The organism is Pseudomonas sp. CCC3.1, from assembly GCF_034347405.1.
GTDB lineage: Bacteria > Pseudomonadota > Gammaproteobacteria > Pseudomonadales > Pseudomonadaceae > Aquipseudomonas.
In genome coordinates this window covers 761969-787495 of record NZ_CP133778.1, presented here as the reverse complement: position 1 = coordinate 787495, position 25527 = coordinate 761969, and the positions used below count along the sequence as shown (strand labels likewise).

Genomic DNA, 25527 nt, shown 5'->3' with positions numbered 1-25527 from the left:
AGACTTTTTTCTAAATTAAGGTTTGACAGCATCGCGTATCACTGTAGAATCCGCCCCACAGACGCGGGATGGAGCAGTCTGGTAGCTCGTCGGGCTCATAACCCGAAGGTCGTCGGTTCAAATCCGGCTCCCGCAACCAAACATCGAAAAAGGCTACTCGAAAGAGTGGCCTTTTTTGTGCGCGCTGGTTTTTAGCACCAAAACCCGTAGGAGCGAACTTGCCTCGCGATCTTTTGATCTTTAAAAAGATCGCGAGGCAAGCTCGCTCCTACAGACAGGTACTTATTTAGCCCATTTGTGCATTAAAGGTTGACTCACTCGCTCATCACTGTAGAGTGCGCACCTCAGACGCGGGATGGAGCAGTCTGGTAGCTCGTCGGGCTCATAACCCGAAGGTCGTCGGTTCAAATCCGGCTCCCGCAACCAAACATCGAAAAAGGCTACTCGAAAGAGTGGCCTTTTTTGTGCGCGTGTATTTTTACCCTCCTCCACCTATCGGAGCAGCTAGATTAAAACCGGGTATTTCAATCAGTTACGCGATTTAAGGTTGACACTCCAGCGTTCATCTGTAGAATGCGCCCACACAGACGCGGGATGGAGCAGTCTGGTAGCTCGTCGGGCTCATAACCCGAAGGTCGTCGGTTCAAATCCGGCTCCCGCAACCAAACATCGAAAAAGGCTACTCGAAAGAGTGGCCTTTTTTGTGCGCGATAGAAAAGTGCTTTCCCAGCCTGCTTAAGGCTTCTGTCATATATCTGAACACTGGCTCGTCTATGCTCAGCGACAGCAATTACCTTTTTTTCACAGTCCAAACCTGAACATAAGGCAAACAGTTGAAAGTATTTTGAAATATTTTGACCAAAAGGATTGGTAACTTGAGTCTATGCCTCCATCCTATCGCGCACGATTCACGAGGTGATTGATGCCCGATAATTCGCCAGAAGTTAAAGAAACCGTTACAGCAGCCCACCCGATTGCCGCAACACGCCTGCATTGGCTGGATCTGCTGAGCAAGTATCGCCAGCCCATTGGGCTCGCTCTCACCTTACTGCTGTTTGCCATAGCCCTGATTGCCTGCCGCCATCTGCTCAGCGAACTCGACCTGTACGCCCTGCACGACTCAATCCTGGACGTGCCCAGACCCGCCCTGCTCGGCGCCGTTGCTGCCACGGCGGTAGGTTTTTTGATTCTGCTCGGCTACGAGTGGTCGGCCAGTCGCTATGCCGGGGTCAAGTTACCCCCGAAAACCTTGGCACTGGGCGGTTTTACTGCGTTTGCCATTGGTAACGCCATTGGCCTGTCGCTGTTGTCCGGCGGCTCTGTACGTTATCGCTTATATGCACGCCACGGCGTCGGCGCGTCTGAAGTCGCGCACATGACGCTGTTTGCCAGCCTGTCGCTGGGTTGCGCCCTGCCGCCTCTCGCGGCGCTGGCAACCCTGAGCAACCTGCCTGCTGCTGCGGCGGCCCTGCATATCCCGGCCTACCTCCTCGGCACGATTGCGGTGGCGGTACTGGCACTGTTTGGCTTATTGGCGCTGGGGATTTACCGTCGACGCCTGCCCGAACAAACCATCCCGGACAACCTGCTGGTCAAGGCCGGACGCCGGACGCTGCGCCTGCCAAGCCCGCGCCTGACCTTTCTGCAATTGGTCATTACCGCCCTGGACGTCGCCGCTGCGGCCACTGTGCTGTATTTGCTGCTGCCAGAAGCGCCGCCTTTCGGTCCCTTCCTGCTGGTTTACCTGCTGGCTCTGGCCGCAGGCGTACTCAGCCATGTGCCCGGCGGTGTCGGAGTTTTTGAAGCGATTCTGCTGGCGGCCTTTGCCGATAAACTCGGCGCAGCACCTTTGGCTGCGGCCCTGCTGCTGTATCGCATGATCTATGTGATTCTGCCGCTCCTGCTCGCTTGCCTGATGCTGCTGATCAACGAAGCCCAGCGCTTGATACAAACCCGGCAAAGTTTGCGCGTAGCCTCAGGCCTGGCCGCACCGGTTCTGGCAGTGCTGGTATTTATGTCGGGCGTGGTCTTGCTGTTTTCAGGCGCTACGCCAGAAATCGACAGTCGCCTTGAACACATCGGCTTTCTTATCCCGCCCGGCCTGATTGACGCTTCGCACTTCGGTGCCAGTTTGATCGGCGTTCTGTGTCTGTTGCTGGCTCAAGGCCTGCGTCGGCGCCTGTCAGCCGCCTGGATGCTGACCACTGTGCTGCTGTTGGTCGGCGCCGTACTGTCCCTGCTCAAAGGTTTCGACTGGGAAGAGGCGACCATTCTGGTGCTCACCGCGAGTTTGCTGGGCCTGTTCCGTCGCTCGTTCTACCGCCCCAGCCGTCTGACCGAGCTACCGTTCTCGCCGCTGTATCTGGTGGCCAGCGCCTGCGTGCTGGGCGCCTCGATGTGGCTGCTGCTGTTCGCCTATCAAGACGTGCCTTACAGCCATCAACTGTGGTGGCAGTTCACCCTCGACTCGGATGCCCCGCGCGGCTTGCGCTCCCTGATGGGCGCTGCCGTGCTGCTGGTGATCGTTTCTCTGACCTGGCTGCTGCGCACCGCCCGCCCGACCGTGCACCTGCCTGACGCCGCCGAACTGGAAAGAGCCGAGAAGATTCTGCTGGCTTCGGACCAGCCCGATGGCGGACTTGCGCTGACCGGCGACAAAGCCTTGCTGTTCCATCCGGATGACAGCGCTTTTCTGATGTATGCGCGTCGTGGCCGTAGCCTGGTGGCGCTGTACGACCCCATCGGGCCGCCCCAGCAACGTGCCGAGTTGATCTGGCAGTTCCGCGACCTGTGCGACACGCTGCACGCCCGCCCCGTGTTCTATCAGGTGCGTGCCCAGAGCCTGCCGTTTTATATGGACATCGGCCTGACCGCCATCAAGCTCGGCGAAGAGGCCCGGGTCGATCTGCACCGCTTTGATCTCGAAGCCAAGGGCAAAGAGATGAAAGACCTGCGCTACACCTGGAACCGTGGTACCCGTGACGGCCTGTCGCTGGAGATCCACGAGCCTGGCGAAGCACCGATGGATGAGCTAAAAGTTATTTCCGATGCTTGGCTGACCGGCAAGAACGTCCGGGAAAAAGGCTTCTCTCTGGGGCGATTCAGCGAGGACTACATCAAGCATTTCCGGGTCGCGATCATTCGGTTTGAAGGTAGGCCGGTGGCGTTTGCCAACCTGCTGGAAACTCACAGCCATGAACTGTCGAGCCTCGACTTGATGCGCGCCCACCCGGAGGCTCCAAAACTGACCATGGAGTTCATGATGGTCGGCCTGATCCAGCATTATAAAAAGCATGGATACGCACGTTTCAGCCTTGGAATGGTCCCATTATCAGGACTGCAACCACGCCGTGGCGCACCGCTGACCCAGCGTTTGGGGTCGATGTTGTTCCAGCGCGGTGAGCACCTGTACAACTTCCAGGGTTTGCGTCGCTTTAAAGATAAATTCCAGCCCGACTGGGAACCCCGCTATATGGCCGTGCCCGCCGGACTTGACCCGCTGGTTGCGCTGGCTGATACCGCTGCCCTGATTGCAGGCGGCTTGACTGGATTGGTGAAACGTTAATGAAACATCGTCCCTGGCGTTTTTTACTGCTGACCCTTGTTGTACTGGCTGCACTTGCAGCTGGCGGCTACTGGTTCTGGAATCGCCCTGTACCGCAACCGACCATTGAACACTTGAGCCAGGCCGATGGCTCAACACTGACCAAAGTCACGCCCGGCCAGTCCGCTCGCGCCCATGTGGTGATTGCATCCCCAATCGAGGATGCGCTCAACGACCAGCAACTGTTGACCCTGAGCCGCAGCGGCGCAGCGCAATTGGTGCAAGTGATCCTGCCAAAGGATGATTGCACCTTGCAGCAGCAAGCCCTGCAAACAGGCCTGCAACAACTGAACGGCCCCGCCACGCTTGTGAGCGGCATTGGCCCGGGCGCAACACTGGCCTGGCGCTGGCTGGCGGAGCAAACCAATGACAAGGCGCAAGCTGTGTCGGTCGGTTTTGCGATGACGCCAAAAGACTGCGGACCGCCGGTACCCAAGTCGGCCGCTCACGGGCACTGGCTCGTGGCCTGGAACGAAGAACCCGAAGACTCTGACGCCGCCTTTGTTCGCGATCAGACTAACGCTCAAACCAGCATCAGTGATTACGATATTCCGCAGCCGCAAGTGCTGAGCAACGAGCTGCGCAAGCTGTTAGTCAGCGATGAGAACGGCGGTCTGAATTTCCCCCTGATGGAAATACCGGCCAGCAAACCCAATGACACGCTGGTGCTGTTCCTCTCGGGTGACGGCGGCTGGCGCGCCGACCTGGACCACGTTATCGGCGACGAAATGGCCAAAGCGGGCTACCCCGTCATCGGTATCGATACCTTGCGCTATTACTGGCAGCACAAAGCCCCGGAGCAAACCGCTGCCGACCTGACAGAACTGATGCAGCACTACCGTCAAAAGTGGGGCACCAAGCGTTTTGTACTCGTGGGTTACTCGTTTGGCGCGGATGTATTGCCCGCCATCTACAATCGCCTGCCGGAAGCGGAGCAAAATCGGGTCGAGAGCATTATCCTGCTGGCCTTTGCACGCACTGGCAGCTTTGAAATCCATGTCGATGGCTGGTTGGGCAAAGCCGGGGCCGAGGCCGACACCGGTGTTGAAATGGCCAAACTGCCAGCAGCTAAAGTGTTGTGCGTCTATGGTGCAGAAGAAATTGACGAGAGCGGCTGTACCGCCAAGACTGCGGTCGGTGAAACCATGAAGCTGCCAGGCGGGCATCACTTTGATGAAAACTACCCGGCACTGGCCAAGCGCCTGGTGGACTCCATCAAAAAACACGAAGCCACGGCCCCAGTAACCCAGTCCGAGTAAATACCTGAGAGGCACGCCCTTCAGTGCCACAAAAAAAAAACCCGACTCTAACGAGCCGGGTTTTTTTATGTCGCTCGTCCCGACTTACATCTCGACCTGAGTACCCAGTTCGATGACTCGGTTAACCGGCAGATTGAAGAACCGCAGGTTACCGTTGGCGTTCTTCAACATGAAGGCAAACAACCCTTCGCGCCAACGCGCCATCCCTACCAACTTGGACGCGATAACTGTTTCACGACTCAGGAAGTACGTGGTCCGCATCGGGCTGAAGTCCAGCTCATCGAGGTGGCACAGTTTCAGCGCTTGCGGCACATCCGGCTCGTCCATAAAACCGAAGTGCAAGATCACCCGGAAGAACCCTTCACCATAAGCATCAACCTCGAAACGCCGCTGGGCTGGCACCCGTGGCGAGTCTTCGTTGACCACAGTGAGCAAAACCACTTGCTCGTGCAGCACCTGGTTATGCAATAAATTGTGCAACAACGCGTGCGGCACAGCGTCTGGCCTTGCCGTCAGGAAAATAGCTGTCCCCTGGACACGATGCGGAGGCTGCACCCGAATGCTGCTGATAAACAGCGGCAGCGGCAACGCGCTTTCATCCAGACGGTCGACCAGCAACTGCTTACCGCGCCGCCAGGTGGTCATCAGAACAAACAACACAATCCCCGCCAAAACCGGGAAGGCACCGCCCTGGACAATTTTCGGCACGTTGGCAGCGAAGAACACGCCATCCACCAGCAGAAAACCGATCAACACCGGCACCGCCAACACAGGCGGCCATTTCCATAGCAGCAACATGACCGCCGACACCAGAATACTGGTGATCAACATGGTCCCGGTCACGGCCACACCGTAAGCCGAAGCCAGCGCGCCTGAAGACTCAAAGCCCAGCACCAGCAAAATAACGCCGACCATCAATGACCAGTTCACGGCACCGATGTAGATCTGGCCCTGCTCAGCACTGGAGGTGTGCTGAATATGCATGCGCGGGATGTAACCCAACTGAATCGCCTGACGGGTCAAGGAGAAGGCCCCCGAGATCACTGCCTGAGAAGCGATGACGGTGGCCAGCGTGGCCAGCACCACCAAAGGGATCAACGCCCAGCTTGGTGCCAGCAGGTAGAACGGGTTGCGCGCTGCCTCCGGGTTTTCCAGCAACAAGGCACCTTGACCGAAGTAGTTGAGCACCAGCGCTGGCAACACCAGGATGAACCAGGCGCGAGCAATCGGCTTGCGCCCAAAGTGCCCCATGTCAGCGTACAGCGCTTCGGCACCGGTCAGCGCCAGCACCACAGCGCCCAAAATGGCCACGCCCATGCCTGGATGAGAAACGAAAAAACGCACGCCCCAGATCGGGTTCAACGCGTTAAGCACTTCGGGGTGTTGCGAAATGCCATGAACACCGAGCACGCCCAGCACCACAAACCACAGCACCATAATCGGGCCAAACAGCTTGCCCAGCGTGGCCGTGCCGCGTCGCTGGATCAAAAACAGCGCGATCAATACGATCAGTGCGAGTGGCACGACCCAGCGATCCAGGCCACTGAACGCCAACTCCAGCCCCTCAACCGCGGACAATACCGAAATGGCCGGTGTGATCATGCTGTCACCATAAAACAGCGAGGCGCCGATCAACCCCAGAATCACCAGCACCGAACGCAGCCTGGGATAGGGCGAAGCCGCCCGACGCGCCAGCGCTGTCAGGGCCATGATCCCGCCCTCGCCTTCGTTGTCGGCACGCAGAATGAACAACACGTACTTGATCGAAACGACCCAGATCAATGACCACAGGATTAACGCCAAAATACCGAAGACGCCATCATGGTTGACCTGAACGCCATACCCCCCGGTAAACACCTCTTTGAGGGTATACAGCGGGCTGGTGCCAATATCGCCATACACCACACCGACAGCAGCAACCAGCATCCCGATGGGTTTGGCCTTTGAGTGACCGTCTTCTGTTGCCTGACTACTGAGCTGCCCCATTAACCACTCCTACGACCTTGGACCGTGCTTCTTAATGGCGAGCGCCGCACTTGATGTGCAGCATGCTCTGATTTTCTGACTGTTAACCACGACTTTTACCTACGAAGTCAGGTCCATTTAAAACCTGATTTCGCAACGGCGCGCAGCATAGCGCAGCACTCGTCGTAAATCCCCGTATAACGCTGGTCAAGTGCGTTGACCATAGCTAAAATTGCGCACTTTTTTTGATTAGAGGCGCAGAGGGTCTGTGGCCGCTTTATTGAGAGCCGCATCGTGGCGCCAATAAAAGGCAACAGACCCTGAGCGCCCGTTCGTCGTGCAGCCTTTACGGGCATGTAACGTCACTACATACCGAGGTTCGCCATGTCCACCGTTACCACGCCAGCCAACCCGAAGGTCGGGTTTGTTTCCTTGGGTTGCCCGAAAGCGCTGGTCGACTCCGAGCGCATCCTTACGCAACTGCGTATGGAAGGCTATGACGTCGTCTCCACCTACCAGGACGCCGACGTCGTGGTGGTCAACACGTGCGGCTTCATCGACAGCGCCAAGGCTGAATCGCTGGAAGTGATTGGTGAAGCCATCAAGGAAAACGGCAAGGTCATCGTGACCGGCTGCATGGGTGTCGAAGAAGGCAACATCCGCGACGTGCACCCAAGTGTATTGGCCGTGACCGGTCCGCAGCAGTACGAACAAGTCGTGAACGCTGTGCACCAGGTCGTACCCCCGCGCCAGGATCACAACCCACTGATCGACCTGGTGCCACCTCAAGGCATCAAGCTGACCCCGCGCCACTATGCCTACCTGAAGATCTCCGAAGGCTGTAACCATAGCTGCAGCTTCTGCATCATTCCTTCGATGCGCGGCAAACTGGTTAGCCGTCCGGTGGGCGATGTGCTCGACGAAGCCCAGCGTCTGGTTAAAGCAGGCGTTAAAGAGCTGCTGGTTATTTCCCAGGACACCAGCGCCTACGGCGTTGATGTGAAATACCGCACCGGTTTCTGGAACGGCGCGCCGGTTAAAACCCGCATGACCGAACTCTGCGAAGCGCTGAGCAGCCTGGGCGTTTGGGTCCGCCTGCACTACGTTTACCCGTACCCGCACGTTGACGAACTGATCCCGTTGATGGCCGCTGGCAAGATCCTGCCGTACCTGGATATCCCCTTCCAGCACGCCAGCCCGAAAGTGCTCAAGGCCATGAAGCGCCCGGCATTTGAAGACAAGACCCTGGCCCGGATCAAAAACTGGCGCGTCATCTGCCCGGACCTGATCATCCGCTCGACCTTTATCGTCGGCTTCCCGGGTGAAACCGAAGAAGACTTCCAGTACCTGCTGGACTGGCTGACCGAAGCACAACTGGACCGCGTGGGTTGCTTCCAGTACTCGCCAGTCGAAGGCGCACCCGCCAACCTGCTGGACGCAGCTATCGTACCGGACGACATCAAGCAAGATCGTTGGGAGCGCTTCATGGCTCACCAGCAGGCCATCAGCGCCGCACGCCTGCAGTTGAAGATCGGCAAGGAAATTGAAGTCCTGATCGACGAAGTTGACGAGCAAGGCGCAGTGGGCCGTTGCTTCTTCGACGCCCCTGAAATCGACGGCAACGTGTTTATCGCCACCGAGAAAGACATAAAGCCGGGCGACAAGATCATGTGCCGCGTGACGGACGCCGATGAGTATGACCTGTGGGCTGAAGCGCTCTAAACAGCGATCAGTTCTCAAAAAGCCCTGCCGCACTCGCGTCAGGGCTTTTTTTACGGCTATTGTTAGGAGGCTCTTCAATCATCAGTGTCAGGAGACACGCACGATGCAACACAAATGGGCCGTTACTACACCACATTCCACAGATTTCGATGCACTAGCCAAGGTATGGGAAGCCTCGGTTCGCGCCACCCATGATTTTCTGCCTGACAGCTATATTGTGTTACTGCGCCAATTGGTCAGAGACCAATACTTGGACGCCGTGATGCTGATCTGTTGCAAAGATCCGATCAGCAAACGCATTGCTGGCTTTGCCGGCGTGGCAGCAGGCAAGGTGGAAATGCTCTTCATCCACCCTGATTACCGCGGGCAAGGGGTTGGCAAATTCCTGCTCATGTTCGCCATCAGCGAACTGAACGCTGAATTGCTGGACGTTAACGAGCAAAATCCGCAAGCCACTGGTTTTTACCTCAAACAAGGTTTTGAGGTCATTGGGCGCAGTGAAAAGGACGGTATGGGCCACCCTTACCCGCTGCTCCACCTGCGGTATAAACGCCCGGCACGCGCATAAGGCAAATGTTGCCGGGCTTAACCGGCGCCAGGCGGGTACAATACCCGCCCAATTCCATTACGGCCCCTGTCATGTCTGAACCGATACGTCTCTCCAAACGCCTCATCGAACTCGTCGGCTGCTCGCGCCGTGAGGCCGAACTGTTCATTGAAGGTGGCTGGGTCACGGTAGATGGCGAAGTCATCGACGAACCGCAATTCAAGGTCGACAACCAAAAGGTCGAGCTGGACCCGCAAGCCAAGGCCACTGCGCCAGAGCCTGTGACCATTTTGCTCAACGCCCCTGCTGGCCTGGACACCGACAGCGCTCTGCAACTGATTACCCCGGACACCCTGAGTGAAGAGCACCGCTACGGCAAGCGCCCGCTCAAAGGGCACTTTCTGCGCCTGACCGTTGGCAACGAGTTACAAGCCAACGCCAGCGGCTTGCTGGTGTTCACTCAGGACTGGAAAATCGTTCGCAAGCTGACCGCCGATGCCAACAAGATTGAGCAGGAGTACGTGGTTGAAGTCTCTGGCGAGATGGCTCCCCACGGTTTGAACCGACTCAATCACGGCATGACCTACAAGGGTCGAGAACTGCCTGCCGTCAAAGCCAGCTGGCAGAGTGAAAACCGCCTACGCTTTGCGATGAAGAATCCGCAGCCGGGTGTGATCGCACTGTTCTGCCAAGCCGTAGGCCTTACCGTCATCTCAATCCGCCGAATTCGTATTGGCGGCGTGTCGATGGGCAAGCTGCCCGTAGGCCAATGGCGCTACATGACCGCCAAAGAAAAGTTCTAAAGACGGCCCCACCCCGCACATTTCGACACCGCAGCCTTGCCTGCGGTGCTCACTGCTGAATATCAGGATTGCTCACATGATTCATAACGACGTACTGCGCAGCGTGCGCTACATGCTGGACATCAGCGACAACAAAGTTGTCGAAATCATCAAGCTCGGTGGCTTGGACGTGACCAAAGAAGACGTCCTGACCTACCTGAAAAAAGACGAAGAAGAAGGCTTTGTGCGCTGCCCGGACAATGTCATGGCGCACTTTCTTGATGGCCTGGTGGTGTTCAAGCGCGGCAAGGACGAAAGCCGTCCACCGCAGCCTGTTGAATTGCCCGTGACCAACAACATCATCCTGAAAAAGCTGCGCGTAGCCTTCGAACTCAAAGAAGACGACATGCACGCGATCCTCAAGGCTGCCGAGTTCCCGGTCTCCAAGCCTGAGCTGAGCGCCTTGTTCCGCAAGTTCGGCCACACCAACTACCGCACGTGTGGCGACCAGTTGCTGCGCAACTTCCTCAAGGGTCTAACCCTGCGGGTTCGCGGCTGACACACACCTGTCGCCTTTGTAGCCGCTGCCGCAGGGTTTCTCTCGATGACTTACACCGTTTCCCCTATCGGTTTTGTGCGCTCCTGTTTCAAGGAGAAGTTCGCCATTCCGCGCCAACCCCAGTTGGCCCCGGCCGCCCGTGGCGTGCTGGAACTGGTTGCGCCGTTCGATCAGGGCGATGCAGTGCAGGGCCTGGAACAGGTCAGTCATGTCTGGTTGCTGTTTGTGTTTCACCAGGCGCTGGAAGACAAGCCTCGGCTCAAGGTGCGCCCGCCACGACTGGGCGGTAATAAATCCATGGGGGTGTTTGCCACTCGCGCCACGCATCGCCCCAATGGCATCGGCCAATCGGTGGTCAAGCTGGACAAGGTAGAAGCCAACCGACTGCATATCTCGGGAATAGACCTGCTCGACGGTACGCCGATTCTCGACATCAAACCCTATGTGCCCTACGCCGATATTATCGACAGCGCCAGCAATAGCATGGCTAGCGCGGCGCCAGTGCTGATCCCTGTGTACTGGGCTGAGGCAGCCCTGCATCAAGCACACGCCCAGGCTCTGCGTCTTCAGGAGCCTCTGGTGGCGCTGATTGAGCAATGTTTGGCCCAAGACCCACGTCCCGCCTACCAAACCCCTACCGCTAAACGTGAATACGGCGCACAGTTTTGGGACCTGGACGTTCGCTGGCATTACCCTGAGCCCGGCGTTATCCGCGTGCTTGAGGTTATTCCAAAGCAGTAATCACAAACCAAATGTGGGAGCTGACTTACCAGCGATTGCGTCAACACGGTTTAACAGAAACACCGTGTCACCTCATCGCCGGCAAGCCAGCTCCCACATTTTTTATGCTGCGTCGTTTACTTCTCGACGAAGGCGCGCTCGATCAGGTAGTCACCCGGCTCACGCATACGTGGCGAAACAGTCAGACCGAAGCTGTTCAGCACTTCGCTGGTTTCGTCGAGCATGCTTGGGCTGCCGCACAACATAGCGCGGTCGTCCTGCGGGTTGATCGGTGGCAGACCGATGTCGCTGAACAGTTTGCCGCTGCGCATCAGATCGGTCAGACGACCCTCGTTTTCGAAAGGCTCGCGGGTCACAGTTGGGTAGTAGATCAACTTGTCACGCAGCGCTTCACCGAAGAACTCGTTCTGCGGCAGGTGCTCGGTGATGAACTCGCGATATGCAACTTCGTTGACGTAACGCACGCCGTGGCACAGGATCACTTTTTCGAAACGCTCGTAGGTTTCTGGGTCCTGGATGACGCTCATGAAAGGCGCCAGGCCAGTGCCCGTGCTCAGTAGGTACAAATGCTTGCCCGGCTTCAAATCGTCCAGCACCAGCGTACCCGTAGGTTTTTTGCTGATGATGATCTCGTCGCCTTCTTTCAAATGCTGCAACTGGGAGGTCAGCGGGCCATCCGGCACCTTGATGCTGAAGAACTCCAGATGCTCTTCCCAGTTTGGGCTGGCAATTGAGTAGGCGCGCATAAGCGGACGGCCATTTGGCTGTTGCAGGCCGATCATCACGAACTGACCGTTTTCAAAGCGCAGACCCGGATCGCGGGTGCACTTGAAGCTGAACAGGGTGTCGTTCCAGTGATGAACACTGAGGACACGTTCGTGGTTCATGTTGCTCATGTACGGGGCTCCTAAATTCGCCAGCGCTAACGATGAGCGCGATTGCACAGCATTCTAATGGCGACGACAATATCTGTTAACTGAATTATTAAGATAAGGGTTATCGGTTATATCGATATGCGATTTACTCTCAGACAACTCCAGGTATTCGTTACCGTCGCCCAACAAGAGAGCGTGTCCCGTGCGGCAGGCTTGTTGGCCCTTTCACAATCGGCAGCCAGTACTTCAATCACCGAGCTGGAGCGCCAGACCAGTTGCCAACTGTTCGACCGTGCGGGCAAGCGTTTAAGCCTCAACGCCCTTGGTCGTCAGCTATTACCGCAAGCGGTAGCCCTGCTGGATCAGGCCAAGGAAATTGAAGACCTGCTCAACGGCAAGTCGGGCTTTGGCTCGCTGACCGTTGGCGCGACCCTGACCATTGGCAATTACCTGGCGACCCTGCTGATCGGGAGCTTCATGCAGGCTCACCCGGAAAGTCAGGTCAAATTGATTGTTCAGAACACCGCTCATATCGTGCAACAAGTTGCCCATTATGAAATTGATCTGGGTCTAATCGAAGGCGACTGCAGCCACCCGGACATCGAAGTTCAGAGCTGGGTCGAAGATGAACTGGTGGTCTTTTGCGCCCCTCAACATCCCTTGGCCGCTCGCGGCCACGCCACTCTGGAAGAGCTGACCCGCGAAGCCTGGATTTTACGTGAACAAGGCTCGGGCACCCGCCTCACTTTCGACCAAGCCATGCGCCATCACCAAAGTGCGCTGAACATCCGCCTGGAGCTGGAACATACCGAAGCGATCAAGCGGGCTGTGGAGTCCGGACTGGGCATCGGTTGTATTTCGCGCCTGGCATTGCGCGATGCTTTTCGTCGCGGCAGCCTGGTGGCTGTAGAAACCCCGGACCTGGACCTGGCTCGACAGTTTTTCTTTATCTGGCACAAGAAGAAATATCAGACCTCGGCCATGCGCGAGTTTTTAGAACTGTGCCGCGCATTTACCGCTGGGGTTCAGCGCAGCGATGAAATCGTTCTACCCGCCATCGCTTAAAGGAGAATCACGGCCCACACCACGGCAATCATGGTCAGCACGACAAATTGAGCGGCGCTGCCCATGTCCTTGGCGTTTTTCGACAAAGGGTGCAAGTCGAGGGATATACGATCAATCGCCGCCTCAATGGCCGAGTTCAGCAGCTCTACAATCAATGCCAACAGGCAGACTGCAATCAGCAATGCACGTTCTACCCGGCTGACATTCAGAAAGAACGACAGCGGGATCAGCACCACGTTAAGCAGTACCAATTGTCGAAATGCCGCCTCGCCGGTAAAGGCTGCGCGCAAACCGTCCAGCGAATAACCGCCAGCATTCAAAATCCGTTTAAATCCGGTTTTACCCTTGAAAGGCGACATAAATAGGCAACTGCACAAAAAATGAGTGGGGGAACCTAATTCACGCAACGTCAAAAATGCGTGAAGGCTCGCGTTTTAATGGCTTGAAATTGATTCGAGCTGTTGCAACAGTAGCGCGGCTTGAGTCCGGGTACGAACCCCCAGCTTGCGGAAAATCGCAGTGACGTGGGCCTTGATCGTTGCTTCCGAAACACTCAGTTCATAGGCAATTTGCTTGTTCAGCAGGCCTTCACAGACCATGGTCAACACCCTGAACTGCTGCGGTGTCAGGCTGGCCAGTCCTTCGCTGGCGGCTTTGGCTTCTGCCGAAACCTGAACTTCTTCGAACGCCTGAGGTGGCCAGGAAACATCGCCATCCAATACGGCACGCACCGCTTTTTGAATTTCTTCCAGTGAGCTGGACTTAGGAATAAAGCCACTGGCGCCGAATTCTCGCGAGCGCACCATGACTGAAGCTTCTTCTTGCGCCGACACCATAACCACCGGAATCTGCGGGTATTGACCACGCAGCAACACCAGCCCGGAAAAACCGTAAGCACCCGGCATGTTCAAGTCGAGCAGAACCAGATCCCAATCGGCCTTTATTTCCAGCTGTTTTTCCAGCTCGGCAATACTGGCGACTTCAACCAAGCGAACATCAGAGCCCAAGCCCAAGGTGACGGCCTGATGCAAGGCACTGCGAAACAACGGATGGTCATCAGCAATCAGGATTTCGTATGTGGCCATTTTTTAAATGATCCTGTTTTTCAGGCAAGACTGGATCAATACCAGCTCTCGCTAAGGCAACTCGAGCAACAGTGCCAGGCTTTTTACGAAATGTTTTCGAGCGAAGGTTAGGCAAGGCGAAAACAGTCGAGGACGCGGAATCTACGGGTTGTAAATGAGCATTCCGAGCCTGTTTTCAACGCCGCATAACCGAGCGCAGATATATTTCGTACAGAGCCTAAGACCGTGCATCAGCTAGATGTCAGAAGATATAAGCGTTTGAGCAGCATCTGCCGCCGAATCGGCGCCAAGCATGCCCAGCGAAAACAGTAGGGTCAAGTGTAAAACTTGACACCAAGGTCCAGTAACAGCCATTACTGCGCCAGCATCAAAATTGAATTCGACCCATCGCTTCTATCGTTTATTACGCGCTGAAAATTGTAGCGCTAGTTCTTTAGTCTATTGAGCCCGGTTCTGAGGAATGTCTTTTACAAAAACACCCAGTTCCTGATGCGCGACGCTGGACTCATTCACCGGCAGCTGGTTTTTGGCGTCCAGATAATGCTGACTGAACACGTCGAAATACGCATCCAGCGCACTGGATGCCTCGGTATCGCCCGCCAGGTCGAGGCACAAGCTGGCCACTTCAGCGGTACACAGGTGCTCACTGCGCGTAGAGCGGCGCAAGCGGTAGCGCGAAAGCTTTTCTGGCAGAAGACTCAAAATCGGTAATGCATCCAGATAAGGGCTTTTGCGAAATATTTTGCGCGCTTCGGTCCAGGTGGCATCAAGGAGGATAAACAGCGGTCGCTTGCTGCTGTCGACCGTCACGGTATGCGTGACTCGCTCAGCCGCAACGTATTCGCCGGGAAACACCAGATAGGGCTGCCACTGTGGATCAGCCAACAGCGCGAGCAACGTTTCATCGATTTCAGTGCGCGACCAGATAAAGGCAAAGTTGTCACTGACCACGTCGGCGATCAGCCAGCCCGTATTGCTCGGTTTGAACACTTCCTTTTTAGTCATGAGCAGGCACACGCCTGAACGCGAGCTGACGTTGGGCCGCCAATTGCACAGGCAGTGACTTTCGATCACGCGGCAAGTATGGCAACGCGGCGCACGTGAGCCACGCGCCAGGTAGGGTTTAGTGCTTTCCTCTTCACGCTCGTCTCGTAAACGGGCGACAGCATTAGGGGAATGAGTCATCAGGGTCATGGATTTTTACTTAAGGGCACCGACCGCCCATTCGCCACGGGCTGGCGCAAGAACGGATTCACTGGAGAAAGGCGCGAAGTCTACCAGAGGCCAGACGCAGGCAGGCTAAACCATGACCGCGGGCATTTCCTGTCACACAATGCTGACCTATAATCCCGCGCCACTGAACGCACAGATCGATGGTGGGTCAAAGCCTGCGTCACGTACATCAGGAGAGTTTCATGTTGCGCACTATTATTCCAACCGTAGCCCTAATGCTGGCACTGCCTTTGGGCGCGCAAGCAGCCTCTCTTGCAGAATTCAATCTGAACAAGTCTCTGCAAGAGACCGCAGAAGCAAGCAACGTTGGCAAGCCACGGGCCATCAGCCCCGACTTGCTGGACAAAGGCTTCACGGTTGAGGGCACCGCATTAATCAACAGCCTGGAAGCCAGCCCGAACATGGCCGCAAAAATGCGCTCGGCTCCCGAATTGGCCGTCCCACAATTGGGACGCAGTGTTTGCAGCGATCCTAACTTTCGCAAACTGCTGGCCCGTGGCGCCACAATGCGCTTTGACATCAGGGAATACGGCACTAACAAATCGGTTCTGACCCAGGACATCCGCGCCGAGAACTGCCAGCGCAAAGGCTGATTTGCAACGGTGCCTGCACGTCGCAACGTGATACGGCGTGCACTCCTCCCTCTGCAATTCTTCATCTACATCAGGTAATTAGCGGTTGCCAGCTCTAACATCCCAGGACCATTATCAAATCATCGTGTTTGACACTCTGTGTCTCGGCGCCTGATTGATATGCGGCGCCCCTCAAGGATGTTGTGTAGAAGGAGAAGTACATGCCCGATCAACCCAATGACACCCTGCCACTTTATTTCGAGAGCCAAGGCCTCGACATAGCGAAAGACGTAGACGCGCAGTTGCAACGTGTCGCGCCCGACAGCCCGAACCGCCCGCTTTATCGCGAGATGCTGCTCACTGTATTGCGCATGGCCCACGATGACTTTGATCGCTGGAACGCCAAAATTACGTTGCAAGCTATCCGCGAACTCGAAAAAACCTTCCGGGTTCTGCTGCCATTCAAAGGCCGTCGCAAAGTCACCGTTTTCGGCTCGGCACGCACACCGGTAGAACATCCTCTGTATGCATTAGCCCGAGAGATGGGGGCCTCATTGGCACGCGCCGACATGATGGTCATCACAGGTGGCGGCGCAGGCATCATGGCGGCAGCCCATGAAGGTGCCGGCCTGGAGCACAGCCTGGGATTTAATATCACGCTGCCTTTTGAGCAGCATGCAAACCCTACGATCAGTGGATCAGCCAATCTGCTGGCGTTTCATTTCTTCTTTACTCGCAAGTTGTTTTTCATCAAGGAAGCCGATGCCCTGGTGATGTGCCCAGGCGGATTTGGCACGCTGGATGAAGCTCTGGAAGTGCTGACGCTGATTCAAACCGGCAAAACGCCGTTGGTTCCCGTGGTGTTATTGGACATGCCGGGCGGAACATTTTGGCAGGGCGCGCTGGATTTCATTCACAACGAACTGGAAGCCAACCAGTACATCTTGCCCAACGATTTGAAACTCATGCGTTTTGCCCACAGCGCAGAAGAGGCACTGGTTGAGATCAATCAGTTCTACAACAATTTCCATTCAAGCCGCTGGCTGAATAAGACCTTTGTTATTCGCATGAAATACCCGCTTAACGTGCATGCGTTGGCACACATACAAACATCATTTGCTGATATTTGTCTGAGCAATGGTTTCTGCCAATCAATTGATGACGACCAGGATCATGATGTCTCCCTTAATCTATACCGCCTGAGCTTTGCATTCAGCGGGCGTAATCAAGGGCGCTTGCGAGAGCTGGTCGATTTCATCAATCTGCCGCAGCACTGGGAGATAACCGACAGCGAGGGCACATCAGCCCGACGGGAGTCGTCAGTAGACCAGGTTGGACATTAAGGTTGGGGCGAGGGTCTTGCGTGCACGCAAAACCCGTAACCGCTGTCGAGGTCCGAAAGCTGTGTGTCCGATTGCGCAGCGATCGTAATACCTGCGCGCCGGGTTTGGCTGAGTGATCGCAGCCTTCGCAGCGACTACAGGTTTTGTGCAGATAGGGGCTTAGTCGTCAAACTCTCGGCCGCTTAACAACCGGCCGATCATTTCAAGCGAATAACCTCGGTAGCTCAGGAAACGCCCTTGGCGAGCACGCTCCTTCGCATCCTCAGGTAGCGCACCTGCAAACTTGCGACGCCATGTATCTTCCAACTGCTCTTGCCAGTTGAAACCACACTCGCGTATCGCCTCTTCAATATCGCCACGTGACAAACCGCGCTGACTGAGTTCTTCGCGAATGCGCAAAGGGCCATAGCCTGAACCTGCACGGTAATTGATATAGCTTTCGAGGTAACGCGACTCCGACAACAGCCCTTCTTCCGTTAAACGGTCGAGGGCAATGTCGATCATGTCTGGGCAAGCTCCGCGCTGACGCAGTTTGCGCGTCAGCTCGACTCGACCATGCTCGCGTCGCGCGAGCAGGTCCATTGCAGTTCGTCGTACCGCGACGAGGTTATCCAAAACGGCAATCATGGGCTCTATCAGTTATCGTTTTCAGCAGAGTTTTCCAGTTCCATTTCTGCTGCTTCAGCTTCATCAGCAGCCGCTTTGGCAGCTTTGCTCAACTTCGGCATGGTCTTCAGCTCTGCCAGCTCACTGTCAGTCTTTGGGCCCAACAGTTTGGCGCGCAGTTGCTTCTCGAGGGCGTCCTTGATGTCCGGGTTTTCGTCGAGGAACTTGGCGGAGTTCGCCTTGCCCTGACCGATTTTGCTGCCGTTGTAGCTGTACCAGGCACCGGCTTTCTCGACGAAGCCGTGCAATACGCCCAGGTCGATCATTTCACCGTTGAGGTAGATACCTTTGCCGTAAAGAATCTGGAACTCAGCCTGACGGAATGGCGGTGCCACTTTGTTCTTGACCACTTTGACGCGAGTTTCGCTGCCGACGACTACATCGCCTTCTTTCACAGCACCGGTGCGGCGAATGTCCAGACGTACCGACGAGTAGAATTTCAGTGCGTTACCACCCGTGGTGGTTTCCGGGCTACCGAACATCACGCCGATTTTCATGCGGATCTGGTTGATGAAGATCACCAGACAGTTGGCGTTTTTGATGTTGCCGGTGATTTTACGCAGCGCTTGCGACATCAGACGGGCTTGCAGGCCCACGTGCATGTCACCCATGTCGCCTTCAATTTCAGCCTTGGGAGTCAGGGCTGCCACGGAGTCGATGATGATTACGTCAACAGCGTTGGAGCGCACCAGCATGTCGGTGATTTCCAGTGCCTGCTCACCCGTATCTGGCTGCGAAACCAGCAGGTCATCAACGTTTACACCCAGCTTGGCCGCATATTCTGGATCAAGGGCATGCTCGGCATCGACGAAGGCACAGGTTGCGCCCGCTTTTTGCGCCTGTGCAATTACAGACAGCGTCAGGGTGGTTTTACCCGAAGATTCTGGACCGTAGATTTCAACAATACGGCCTTTTGGCAGACCGCCAATGCCCAGTGCGATGTCCAGACCCAGCGAACCGGTCGAGATAGCCGGCACTGCCTGGCGCTCTTGATCGCCCATCAGCATGACGGCGCCCTTGCCGAATTGACGTTCGATCTGACCCAGGGCCGCAGCCAAGGCTTTCTTCTTGTTGTCGTCCATTAAAGTCCTCTCAAAATCAATAAGGCCATGACGGCCGATAACTGTATAAGTAGCCAGTATTATTCCACAGGGATAAACGATCGCCTACCCCTGATTTTCTATTTCTCATACCGTTCGGCGTATTAGGCCTTTCAGCGCCGCGATCACTGTTTGTCGTCGGACTTCATCACGGTCGCCAGCAAAGTGCCTGCAATCGGCTGTCACTTCGTCACCAACGCCCCAGGCCAGCCAGACGGTGCCCACCGGCTTTTCTGCCGAACCGCCTCCCGGGCCGGCAACGCCACTGACAGCGACGGCAAAGCGTGCGCCACTTTGTGCCTGCGCACCACGCACCATGGCCTCAACCACTTCACGGCTTACCGCCCCAACCTCGGCGAACAAAGGCTGCGGGACATTCAATTGTCTGGTTTTTTGCTGATTGGAGTACGTCACAAACCCCGCTTCAAACCAGGCGGAGCTTCCCGCAATCCGGGTAATGGCTTCAGCGATTCCACCACCGGTGCAGGACTCGGCAGTCGTAACTTGAGCGTTAAGAGTCTGTAACTGGCGCCCAAGTTCAGCCGCCAATTGAGATAGTGGGTCCATGAGGCCCTCCTGTTGGTGCGTCCAAGCGCCATAACCTACACGAGCAGGTGGACGTTGCAAGGCGACAGAGCGCTCACGACAGAATCTCACGCAATAAATTCGTTATTCCTACAGCTCGCTCCGGGAGTCTGTCGCAGAATTTTCCACCCCCAGCCGTTTGGCGGCCCAGCGCTGATAAAGGCTGATGGCGGCATCTGCACCCGCCAGCGCGGTCAGGCAACCAAACGCACCGGCAGCCAAAACCGACATCCCGGCTGCATACAGCAACATAAAGGTGGAAACACCGCACACCATGCAGGCGCCAGAACGCAGCGCCAGTCGCCGGACCAGCAGCCAGCCGCTGGCTCCATCCTTGTCCGCTCGCCACATCTCGCCAAAAATGCCGCCCACCAAGGCGAGAAGGATGACCAGCAACACCGGCATATCCAGCAATATTTGCGGCTCATTAATCATGTCTTCACTCCTGAATCCTTACTGATAGAGACCAATGGCTGGCCTGGACTGAACAGCGGACGCTGTCTGTAGCGCCACATCCCTGCTTGAGTCAGATTGGGTAACCGCGATGCAACAAAGACTATGCATGTATGGATATACAGTCAATGCACCAATGCATATATTTATTTGCCCCCTGCCCACAAGTGAGCCGAAGCGACACAAGCAGTGCGAATCGTCTTTTTTAAGGCAAAAAAAAACCACTACTCAGGTGGGTAAATTCTTAAACATGAAGACTAACGCGCGTACATGCCCCACCAAAATACGTGCCCCAGAATCACCAACTGCTCATCCTCAAGATCGGCGAAGGCATAGTCTTCATCTGGAAACTCATCACGATTGAAGCTACGCAAACGAATACCGCTGGCAAGACGGTAAAGCTGCTTCACACGCAACTGACCGTTGTGATTGAGCGCATAAAGGTCACCATCGATGACCTCTTCAATCATCCGTTTACCCGCATTGACGCCAACGGTTGCACCGTCCCGCAACACCGGCAGCATGCTGTCGCCGCGTACCGTTACACATTTGGCCTGATCGAACTCCACACCATTGTGACGCAGGCTGCGCTTGCCGAAGCGCAGCTTGGCACGCTCACTTTCTTCAATGGCAAAGCGCCCCGAACCCGCCGCCAGCTCAACCTGACGCAAGAACGCAATGGACACCTCATCATCGGCCACAGGCGTGTCGTCGTCCCACAAGCAAATGTCACGCAGCTCCGGGTGATGAGGTTCAGCATCAGAAATTCCAGGCACAGGCGGGTCATCCCGGCCACGCAAACGATCGGTACTGATATGGAAATACTCGGCAATTTTGGAGATATGCCTGTCGGAAGGATCGACAATTTTCCCGCTCAATATCCGCGAGAGCGTGGACTGCGGCACACCCGTACTCCGATGCAACGCCATCGCGCTGATCTGGTGACGAATTAGCAGTTCTTTAAGGACCGTTGAAACAGTTCGTTTGGACATGCCGAGAATAGTGCTGGGCGTGTTTATAGATGGCAAATGCTATTTCTTCTATTTATAGCAACGCGTCAGCGCACCCGCTGCGTACCTGTAGATGCAGGCGGCTGACATGTTAACCTTGCGCCCATTGCGAAAAAGCCGTGCCCGACGCCCGCTTTTCACCCACCTTTTAATCGAATCCGCCTAAGCCCCCTCATGAGCAAGAATACTTCCGACCTGTCCTCCCACACCCCGATGATGCAGCAGTACTGGCGCCTCAAAAACCAGCACCCTGATCAGTTGATGTTCTATCGCATGGGCGATTTCTACGAGATCTTTTATGAGGATGCAAAGAAAGCCGCCAAATTGCTGGACATCACCCTCACGGCGCGTGGGCAGTCTGCCGGACAAGCCATTCCAATGTGCGGGATTCCTTATCACGCGGCCGAAGGCTACTTGGCCAAGCTGGTAAAACTCGGCGAATCGGTGGTGATTTGCGAACAGGTGGGCGATCCGGCAACCAGTAAAGGCCCGGTTGATCGCCAGGTGGTGCGCATCATCACCCCCGGTACCGTCAGCGATGAGGCGCTACTCGATGAGCGCCGCGACAACCTGATTGCAGCCGTACTGGGCGACGAGCGACTGTTCGGTCTCGCCGTGCTGGACATCACCAGCGGCAACTTTTCGGTGCTGGAGATTAAAGGCTGGGAAAACCTGCTGGCCGAGCTGGAGCGTATCAACCCAGTTGAGCTGATGATCCCGGACGACTGGCCTCAAGGCTTGCCTGCCGAAAAGCGCCGTGGTGTTCGTCGTCGTGCGCCGTGGGACTTTGAGCGTGATACCGCACTCAAGAGCCTGTGCCAGCAGTTCTCGACCCAAGACCTCAAGGGCTTCGGTTGCGAGAACCTGACCCTGGCCATTGGCGCGGCCGGATGTTTGCTCAGCTACGCCAAGGAAACCCAGCGCACCGCCCTGCCCCACTTGCGCAGCCTGCGCCATGAACGTCTCGACGACACCGTGGTGCTTGACGGCGCCAGCCGCCGCAACCTGGAACTGGACACCAACCTGGCCGGCGGACGCGACAACACCTTGCAGTCAGTGGTCGATCGTTGCCAAACCTCAATGGGCAGCCGTCTGCTGACTCGCTGGCTGAACCGCCCATTGCGCGACTTGAGTGTGCTGCTGGCGCGCCAGTCGTCGATCACCTGCCTGCTGGATGGCTATCGTTTCGAAAAACTGCAGCCGCAGCTTAAAGAAATCGGCGACCTGGAGCGTATCCTGGCGCGTATCGGTTTGCGTAATGCGCGGCCTCGCGATTTGGCGCGCTTGCGCGATGCCTTGGGCGCTCTGCCTGAGTTGCAAGACGCAATGATCGGCCTCGAAGCCCCGCACCTGCAACAACTGGCGACCATCACCAGCACCTACCCTGAACTGGCGGCGCTGCTGGAAAAAGCGATTAACGACAACCCGCCTGCGGTGATCCGTGACGGCGGCGTGCTGAAGACCGGTTATGACGCTGAGCTGGATGAACTGCAATCGCTGAGCGAAAACGCCGGACAGTTCCTGATTGATCTTGAAGCCCGCGAAAAGGCCCGTACCGGCCTGGCCAACCTCAAGGTGGGTTACAACCGTGTCCACGGTTACTTCATTGAGCTGCCGAGCAAACAAGCTGAACAAGCGCCGGCTGATTACATCCGCCGTCAAACCCTCAAAGGGGCTGAACGCTTTATCACGCCAGAGCTTAAGGCCTTCGAGGATAAGGCCCTGTCGGCCAAAAGCCGCGCCTTGGCCCGCGAGAAGATGCTGTATGAAGCACTGCTTGAAACCCTGATCGCAGAGTTGCCGCCCCTGCAGGACACCGCTGCCGCACTGGCCGAGCTGGATGTGCTGAGCAACCTGGCCGAGCGGGCACTGAACCTTGACCTGAACTGCCCGCGCTTTGTCGATGAGCCGTGCATGCGTATCAGCCAAGGTCGCCATCCCGTGGTTGAGCAGGTGTTAACGACACCGTTTGTCGCCAACGATCTCGGACTGGACGACAACACCCGCATGCTGGTGATTACTGGTCCTAACATGGGCGGTAAATCTACTTACATGCGTCAGACCGCTTTGATTGTGTTGCTCGCACACATCGGCAGCTTTGTTCCCGCAGCCAGTTGCGAGCTGTCGCTGGTGGATCGGATCTTCACGCGGATCGGTTCCAGCGACGATCTGGCTGGCGGGCGTTCTACCTTTATGGTGGAAATGAGCGAAACGGCCAATATCCTGCACAACGCCACCGAGCGCAGCTTGGTGCTGATGGATGAAGTGGGACGCGGCACCAGCACCTTCGACGGTTTGTCACTGGCGTGGGCTGCGGCCGAACGTCTCGCCCAATTGCGCGCCTACACGTTGTTTGCCACGCACTATTTTGAGCTGACGGTGTTGCCAGAAAGCGAGCCACTGGTCGCCAACGTGCACTTGAGTGCAACTGAACACAATGAACGCATTGTGTTCCTGCACCACGTATTGCCAGGCCCGGCCAGTCAGAGCTATGGTTTGGCAGTGGCACAGTTGGCGGGGGTTCCAGCCAATGTCATCACCCGTGCACGTGAGCATTTGAGCCGACTTGAAACCACCAGCCTGCCTCATGAAGTGCCACATCAGGCGCCAGGCAAGAAAGCGGCACCGCACCAAAGCGACCTGTTTGCCAGCCTGCCGCATCCGGTACTGGATGACCTTTCCAAGCTTGATCTGGACAACATGACGCCGCGTAAAGCACTTGATTTGCTCTACACATTAAAGACACGCCTTTAAAAGCTGCTAGAATCGCGCGCGGTTCGGGATGCTACTGGCCTTTTAGCCTGGTCAGTAGATATCACTCCCGAGCCCTGCGAACCCGAACTGGAAGGGCTTCGCTGCCGCCGCCTGAGGAGAAAATTAGAAATGACCTTCGTCGTCACCGACAACTGCATCAAGTGCAAGTACACCGACTGCGTAGAAGTCTGTCCGGTGGACTGCTTTTACGAAGGCCCGAACTTCCTGGTGATTCACCCGGATGAGTGCATTGACTGCGCGCTTTGTGAGCCTGAATGCCCGGCAGTGGCCATCTTCTCGGAAGATGAAGTGCCTGCAGGCATGGAAAACTTTATTCAGTTGAATGTTGAGCTGGCTGAAATCTGGCCAAACATCACTGAACGCAAAGACCCTATGCCGGACGCGGCCGAGTGGGATGGCAAGCCAGGGAAGATCGAGCACCTGGAACGCTGATTCATGCAGTAGCAAAAAGCCCCGTCTCTTGTGAGCCGGGGCTTTTTGCGTTTAGGGCTAACGAAAAATCTGACGCAAACTCAACCCGCTTCGTCATCGCCTGATCCTAGGTCCTGGTCAGGACGTCACAATTAACCTACAAAAAACTGAGCTTGCTAACTTTAAACTCGCAAGACAGGCGTATATAAAGGTTATTCACGACCGACGACGCATCCAGCGAGAAACTTCATTCGCCTTATCGTTCAATCGGACTAGACTCTCCCAAATTCCGCTTCAGTTGCGCAAACTCGGGCTCAGACGCAGCATTTCAATGCCGATGTCGACCCAAGACTCAGCTTCCTTATGAAGCTCGAAACTATCGGGGACCAGCAGCCATTGCCCGAGAATACCGTCGATATAGGCGTGCAAGGTAATGGCGGCGCGGCGGGTATCCAGATTTGAAGGGAGTTGTTCGCGATGGACTGCATTATTCAGCGTGAGCTCAATTCGGCTATTACAGTCGACACTCGCCACCTGACGTTGAAGGCGCAAATCGCACATTTCGTCAGTAAATTCGCACTTATGAAACAGAATTTCATTGATACGCCGAGTCTTCGGGTCGATAGCAACCTGGCGAAACAAATGAATCAACAGCTTGCGCATGCAGCCCAACGGGTCAAGCTCTGCCTCGCTTTCACTGGCTTTGGCCAGTTCATCCAGCGGCTCATGCAAGCTGTCCAACATGGCCTGAACCAAGTCGGCCTTGTTGCTGAAATGCCAGTAAATTGCACCTCGGGTGACACCTGCCAGCGCGGCAATATCAGCCAGAGTGGTACGGGCAACCCCCCGTTCATAAAAGGCCTGCTCGGCTGCTTCGAGGATTTTGCTCCGGGTTTCCTGAGCTTCTTCTTTGGTACGACGCGCCATGGCAATAAAAACCTCAATCAGGAGGGTTTGGACAAATGCAACCGAGCATCCAAACCGACATCGGGTGGCGTTTTTTTTGCCTTATCCCGAGCTACTTCATACGTTAAAAAGGGCTCTGTGACGGCCATCGTGACAGACTCCCGCTATTTACAAACAGACATGAATGTAAGTATATTCCTTAGCAAGCTACTTATCCACCCGGAACAGCTTTCTTTACCCTTCCACTATTCTTGTGCGCTTTCGCGTGC

The 25527-nt window shown here is 56.1% G+C and carries 23 protein-coding genes and 3 tRNA genes; 15 read left to right on the top strand and 11 right to left on the bottom strand.

Features of this window, described 5'->3' with window-relative positions:
- Nucleotides 1-62 precede the first annotated feature (62 nt).
- The 5 genes from RHM56_RS03575 (at nt 63) to RHM56_RS03555 (ending at nt 4863) form a co-directional block, all read left to right on the top strand.
- Nucleotides 63-139, top strand: a tRNA-Met gene (locus RHM56_RS03575).
- 210 nt (nt 140-349) lie between these two features.
- Nucleotides 350-426 (top strand) — tRNA-Met (locus RHM56_RS03570).
- 162 nt (nt 427-588) lie between these two features.
- A tRNA-Met gene (locus tag RHM56_RS03565) sits at nt 589-665 on the top strand.
- Between the two features lie 257 nt (nt 666-922).
- A complete protein-coding gene (gene mprF / locus RHM56_RS03560) occupies nt 923-3565 on the top strand; it encodes a bifunctional lysylphosphatidylglycerol flippase/synthetase MprF (protein WP_322238662.1) in 2643 nt (880 codons plus the stop codon).
- Nucleotides 3565-4863, top strand: a complete 1299-nt coding sequence (locus tag RHM56_RS03555; RefSeq protein ID WP_322238660.1) for a virulence factor family protein — start codon at nt 3565-3567, stop codon at nt 4861-4863. Before mprF ends, RHM56_RS03555 begins: the two co-directional genes overlap by 1 nt.
- Nucleotides 4864-4947: 84 nt before the next feature.
- Here the strand turns inward: RHM56_RS03555 and RHM56_RS03550 are convergent, their stop codons facing one another.
- Complete coding sequence (locus RHM56_RS03550) at nt 4948-6849, bottom strand: potassium transporter Kup (protein WP_322238658.1); 1902 nt, start codon at nt 6847-6849, stop codon at nt 4948-4950.
- Between the two features lie 363 nt (nt 6850-7212).
- Between RHM56_RS03550 and rimO the strand changes: the two genes are divergently transcribed.
- The 5 genes from rimO (at nt 7213) to tsaA (ending at nt 11179) form a co-directional block, all read left to right on the top strand.
- A complete protein-coding gene (rimO, locus tag RHM56_RS03545; protein ID WP_322238656.1) occupies nt 7213-8550 on the top strand; it encodes a 30S ribosomal protein S12 methylthiotransferase RimO in 1338 nt (445 codons plus the stop codon).
- A gap of 103 nt (nt 8551-8653) precedes the next feature.
- Nucleotides 8654-9118 (top strand): GNAT family N-acetyltransferase, encoded by a 465-nt coding sequence (locus RHM56_RS03540; protein WP_322238654.1) that lies wholly within the window; start codon nt 8654-8656, stop codon nt 9116-9118.
- Between the two features lie 71 nt (nt 9119-9189).
- The gene (locus RHM56_RS03535; RefSeq protein WP_322238652.1) at nt 9190-9900 is read left to right on the top strand and encodes an rRNA pseudouridine synthase; all 711 of its coding nucleotides are present in this window, start codon (nt 9190-9192) and stop codon (nt 9898-9900) included.
- Nucleotides 9901-9976: 76 nt separating this feature from the next.
- Complete coding sequence (locus RHM56_RS03530) at nt 9977-10438, top strand: DUF1456 family protein (RefSeq protein ID WP_322238650.1); 462 nt, start codon at nt 9977-9979, stop codon at nt 10436-10438.
- 45 nt (nt 10439-10483) lie between these two features.
- Nucleotides 10484-11179 carry a tRNA (N6-threonylcarbamoyladenosine(37)-N6)-methyltransferase TrmO gene (tsaA, locus tag RHM56_RS03525; RefSeq protein WP_322238648.1) on the top strand — a complete coding sequence of 232 codons (696 nt, stop codon included), beginning with the start codon at nt 10484-10486 and terminating at the stop codon, nt 11177-11179.
- Between the two features lie 116 nt (nt 11180-11295).
- Here the strand turns inward: tsaA and fpr are convergent, their stop codons facing one another.
- Nucleotides 11296-12075, bottom strand: a complete 780-nt coding sequence (gene fpr, locus RHM56_RS03520) for a ferredoxin-NADP reductase (protein ID WP_002554680.1) — start codon at nt 12073-12075, stop codon at nt 11296-11298.
- A 117-nt stretch (nt 12076-12192) separates the two neighbouring features.
- On the opposite strand from fpr, the gene RHM56_RS03515 reads away from it, so the two are divergent.
- Nucleotides 12193-13119 (top strand): LysR family transcriptional regulator, encoded by a 927-nt coding sequence (locus tag RHM56_RS03515; protein WP_026013949.1) that lies wholly within the window; start codon nt 12193-12195, stop codon nt 13117-13119.
- On the opposite strand, the gene RHM56_RS03510 is transcribed toward RHM56_RS03515, so the two are convergent.
- The 3 genes from RHM56_RS03510 to RHM56_RS03500 form a co-directional block, all read right to left on the bottom strand.
- Nucleotides 13116-13478, bottom strand: a complete 363-nt coding sequence (locus RHM56_RS03510) for a diacylglycerol kinase (RefSeq protein ID WP_003443016.1) — start codon at nt 13476-13478, stop codon at nt 13116-13118. The genes RHM56_RS03515 and RHM56_RS03510 overlap by 4 nt on opposite strands.
- A 75-nt stretch (nt 13479-13553) precedes the next feature.
- Nucleotides 13554-14204 (bottom strand): response regulator transcription factor ErdR, encoded by a 651-nt coding sequence (gene erdR, locus RHM56_RS03505; RefSeq protein WP_322238578.1) that lies wholly within the window; start codon nt 14202-14204, stop codon nt 13554-13556.
- Nucleotides 14205-14642: 438 nt separating this feature from the next.
- Nucleotides 14643-15389: a tRNA-uridine aminocarboxypropyltransferase gene (locus tag RHM56_RS03500; protein WP_322241693.1), complete on the bottom strand. Its 747-nt coding sequence runs from the start codon at nt 15387-15389 to the stop codon at nt 14643-14645.
- Nucleotides 15390-15619: 230 nt separating this feature from the next.
- On the opposite strand from RHM56_RS03500, the gene RHM56_RS03495 reads away from it, so the two are divergent.
- Together RHM56_RS03495 and RHM56_RS03490 are read left to right on the top strand one after the other, a co-directional pair.
- A complete protein-coding gene (locus tag RHM56_RS03495) occupies nt 15620-16030 on the top strand; it encodes a PA3611 family quorum-sensing-regulated virulence factor (RefSeq protein ID WP_322238576.1) in 411 nt (136 codons plus the stop codon).
- Between the two features lie 200 nt (nt 16031-16230).
- Entirely contained in the window at nt 16231-17352 is a 1122-nt protein-coding gene (locus RHM56_RS03490) for an LOG family protein (RefSeq protein WP_322238574.1), read from the top strand.
- 159 nt (nt 17353-17511) lie between these two features.
- Here the strand turns inward: RHM56_RS03490 and recX are convergent, their stop codons facing one another.
- The 5 genes from recX to RHM56_RS03465 form a co-directional block, all read right to left on the bottom strand.
- The gene (gene recX, locus RHM56_RS03485; protein ID WP_322238572.1) at nt 17512-17979 is read right to left on the bottom strand and encodes a recombination regulator RecX; all 468 of its coding nucleotides are present in this window, start codon (nt 17977-17979) and stop codon (nt 17512-17514) included.
- An 8-nt stretch (nt 17980-17987) separates the two neighbouring features.
- Complete coding sequence (recA, locus tag RHM56_RS03480) at nt 17988-19100, bottom strand: recombinase RecA (RefSeq protein WP_322238570.1); 1113 nt, start codon at nt 19098-19100, stop codon at nt 17988-17990.
- A gap of 105 nt (nt 19101-19205) precedes the next feature.
- Nucleotides 19206-19685: a CinA family protein gene (locus RHM56_RS03475; RefSeq protein WP_322238568.1), complete on the bottom strand. Its 480-nt coding sequence runs from the start codon at nt 19683-19685 to the stop codon at nt 19206-19208.
- A 108-nt stretch (nt 19686-19793) separates the two neighbouring features.
- Nucleotides 19794-20138 (bottom strand): phage holin family protein, encoded by a 345-nt coding sequence (locus RHM56_RS03470; protein WP_322238566.1) that lies wholly within the window; start codon nt 20136-20138, stop codon nt 19794-19796.
- 275 nt (nt 20139-20413) lie between these two features.
- Nucleotides 20414-21148: an XRE family transcriptional regulator gene (locus RHM56_RS03465; protein WP_322238564.1), complete on the bottom strand. Its 735-nt coding sequence runs from the start codon at nt 21146-21148 to the stop codon at nt 20414-20416.
- Nucleotides 21149-21340: 192 nt separating this feature from the next.
- Here RHM56_RS03465 and mutS point away from each other — a divergent pair, with 192 nt between their 5' ends.
- Together mutS and fdxA are read left to right on the top strand one after the other, a co-directional pair.
- On the top strand, nt 21341-23920 hold the full coding sequence (mutS, locus tag RHM56_RS03460) for a DNA mismatch repair protein MutS (protein ID WP_322238562.1): 2580 nt from the start codon (nt 21341-21343) through the stop codon (nt 23918-23920).
- 129 nt (nt 23921-24049) lie between these two features.
- Entirely contained in the window at nt 24050-24373 is a 324-nt protein-coding gene (fdxA, locus tag RHM56_RS03455; protein WP_322238559.1) for a ferredoxin FdxA, read from the top strand.
- A 273-nt stretch (nt 24374-24646) separates the two neighbouring features.
- Here fdxA and RHM56_RS03450 read toward each other — a convergent pair whose 3' ends face one another.
- Nucleotides 24647-25279 (bottom strand): TetR family transcriptional regulator, encoded by a 633-nt coding sequence (locus RHM56_RS03450; RefSeq protein WP_322238558.1) that lies wholly within the window; start codon nt 25277-25279, stop codon nt 24647-24649.
- Between the last annotated feature and the right edge of the window lie 248 nt (nt 25280-25527).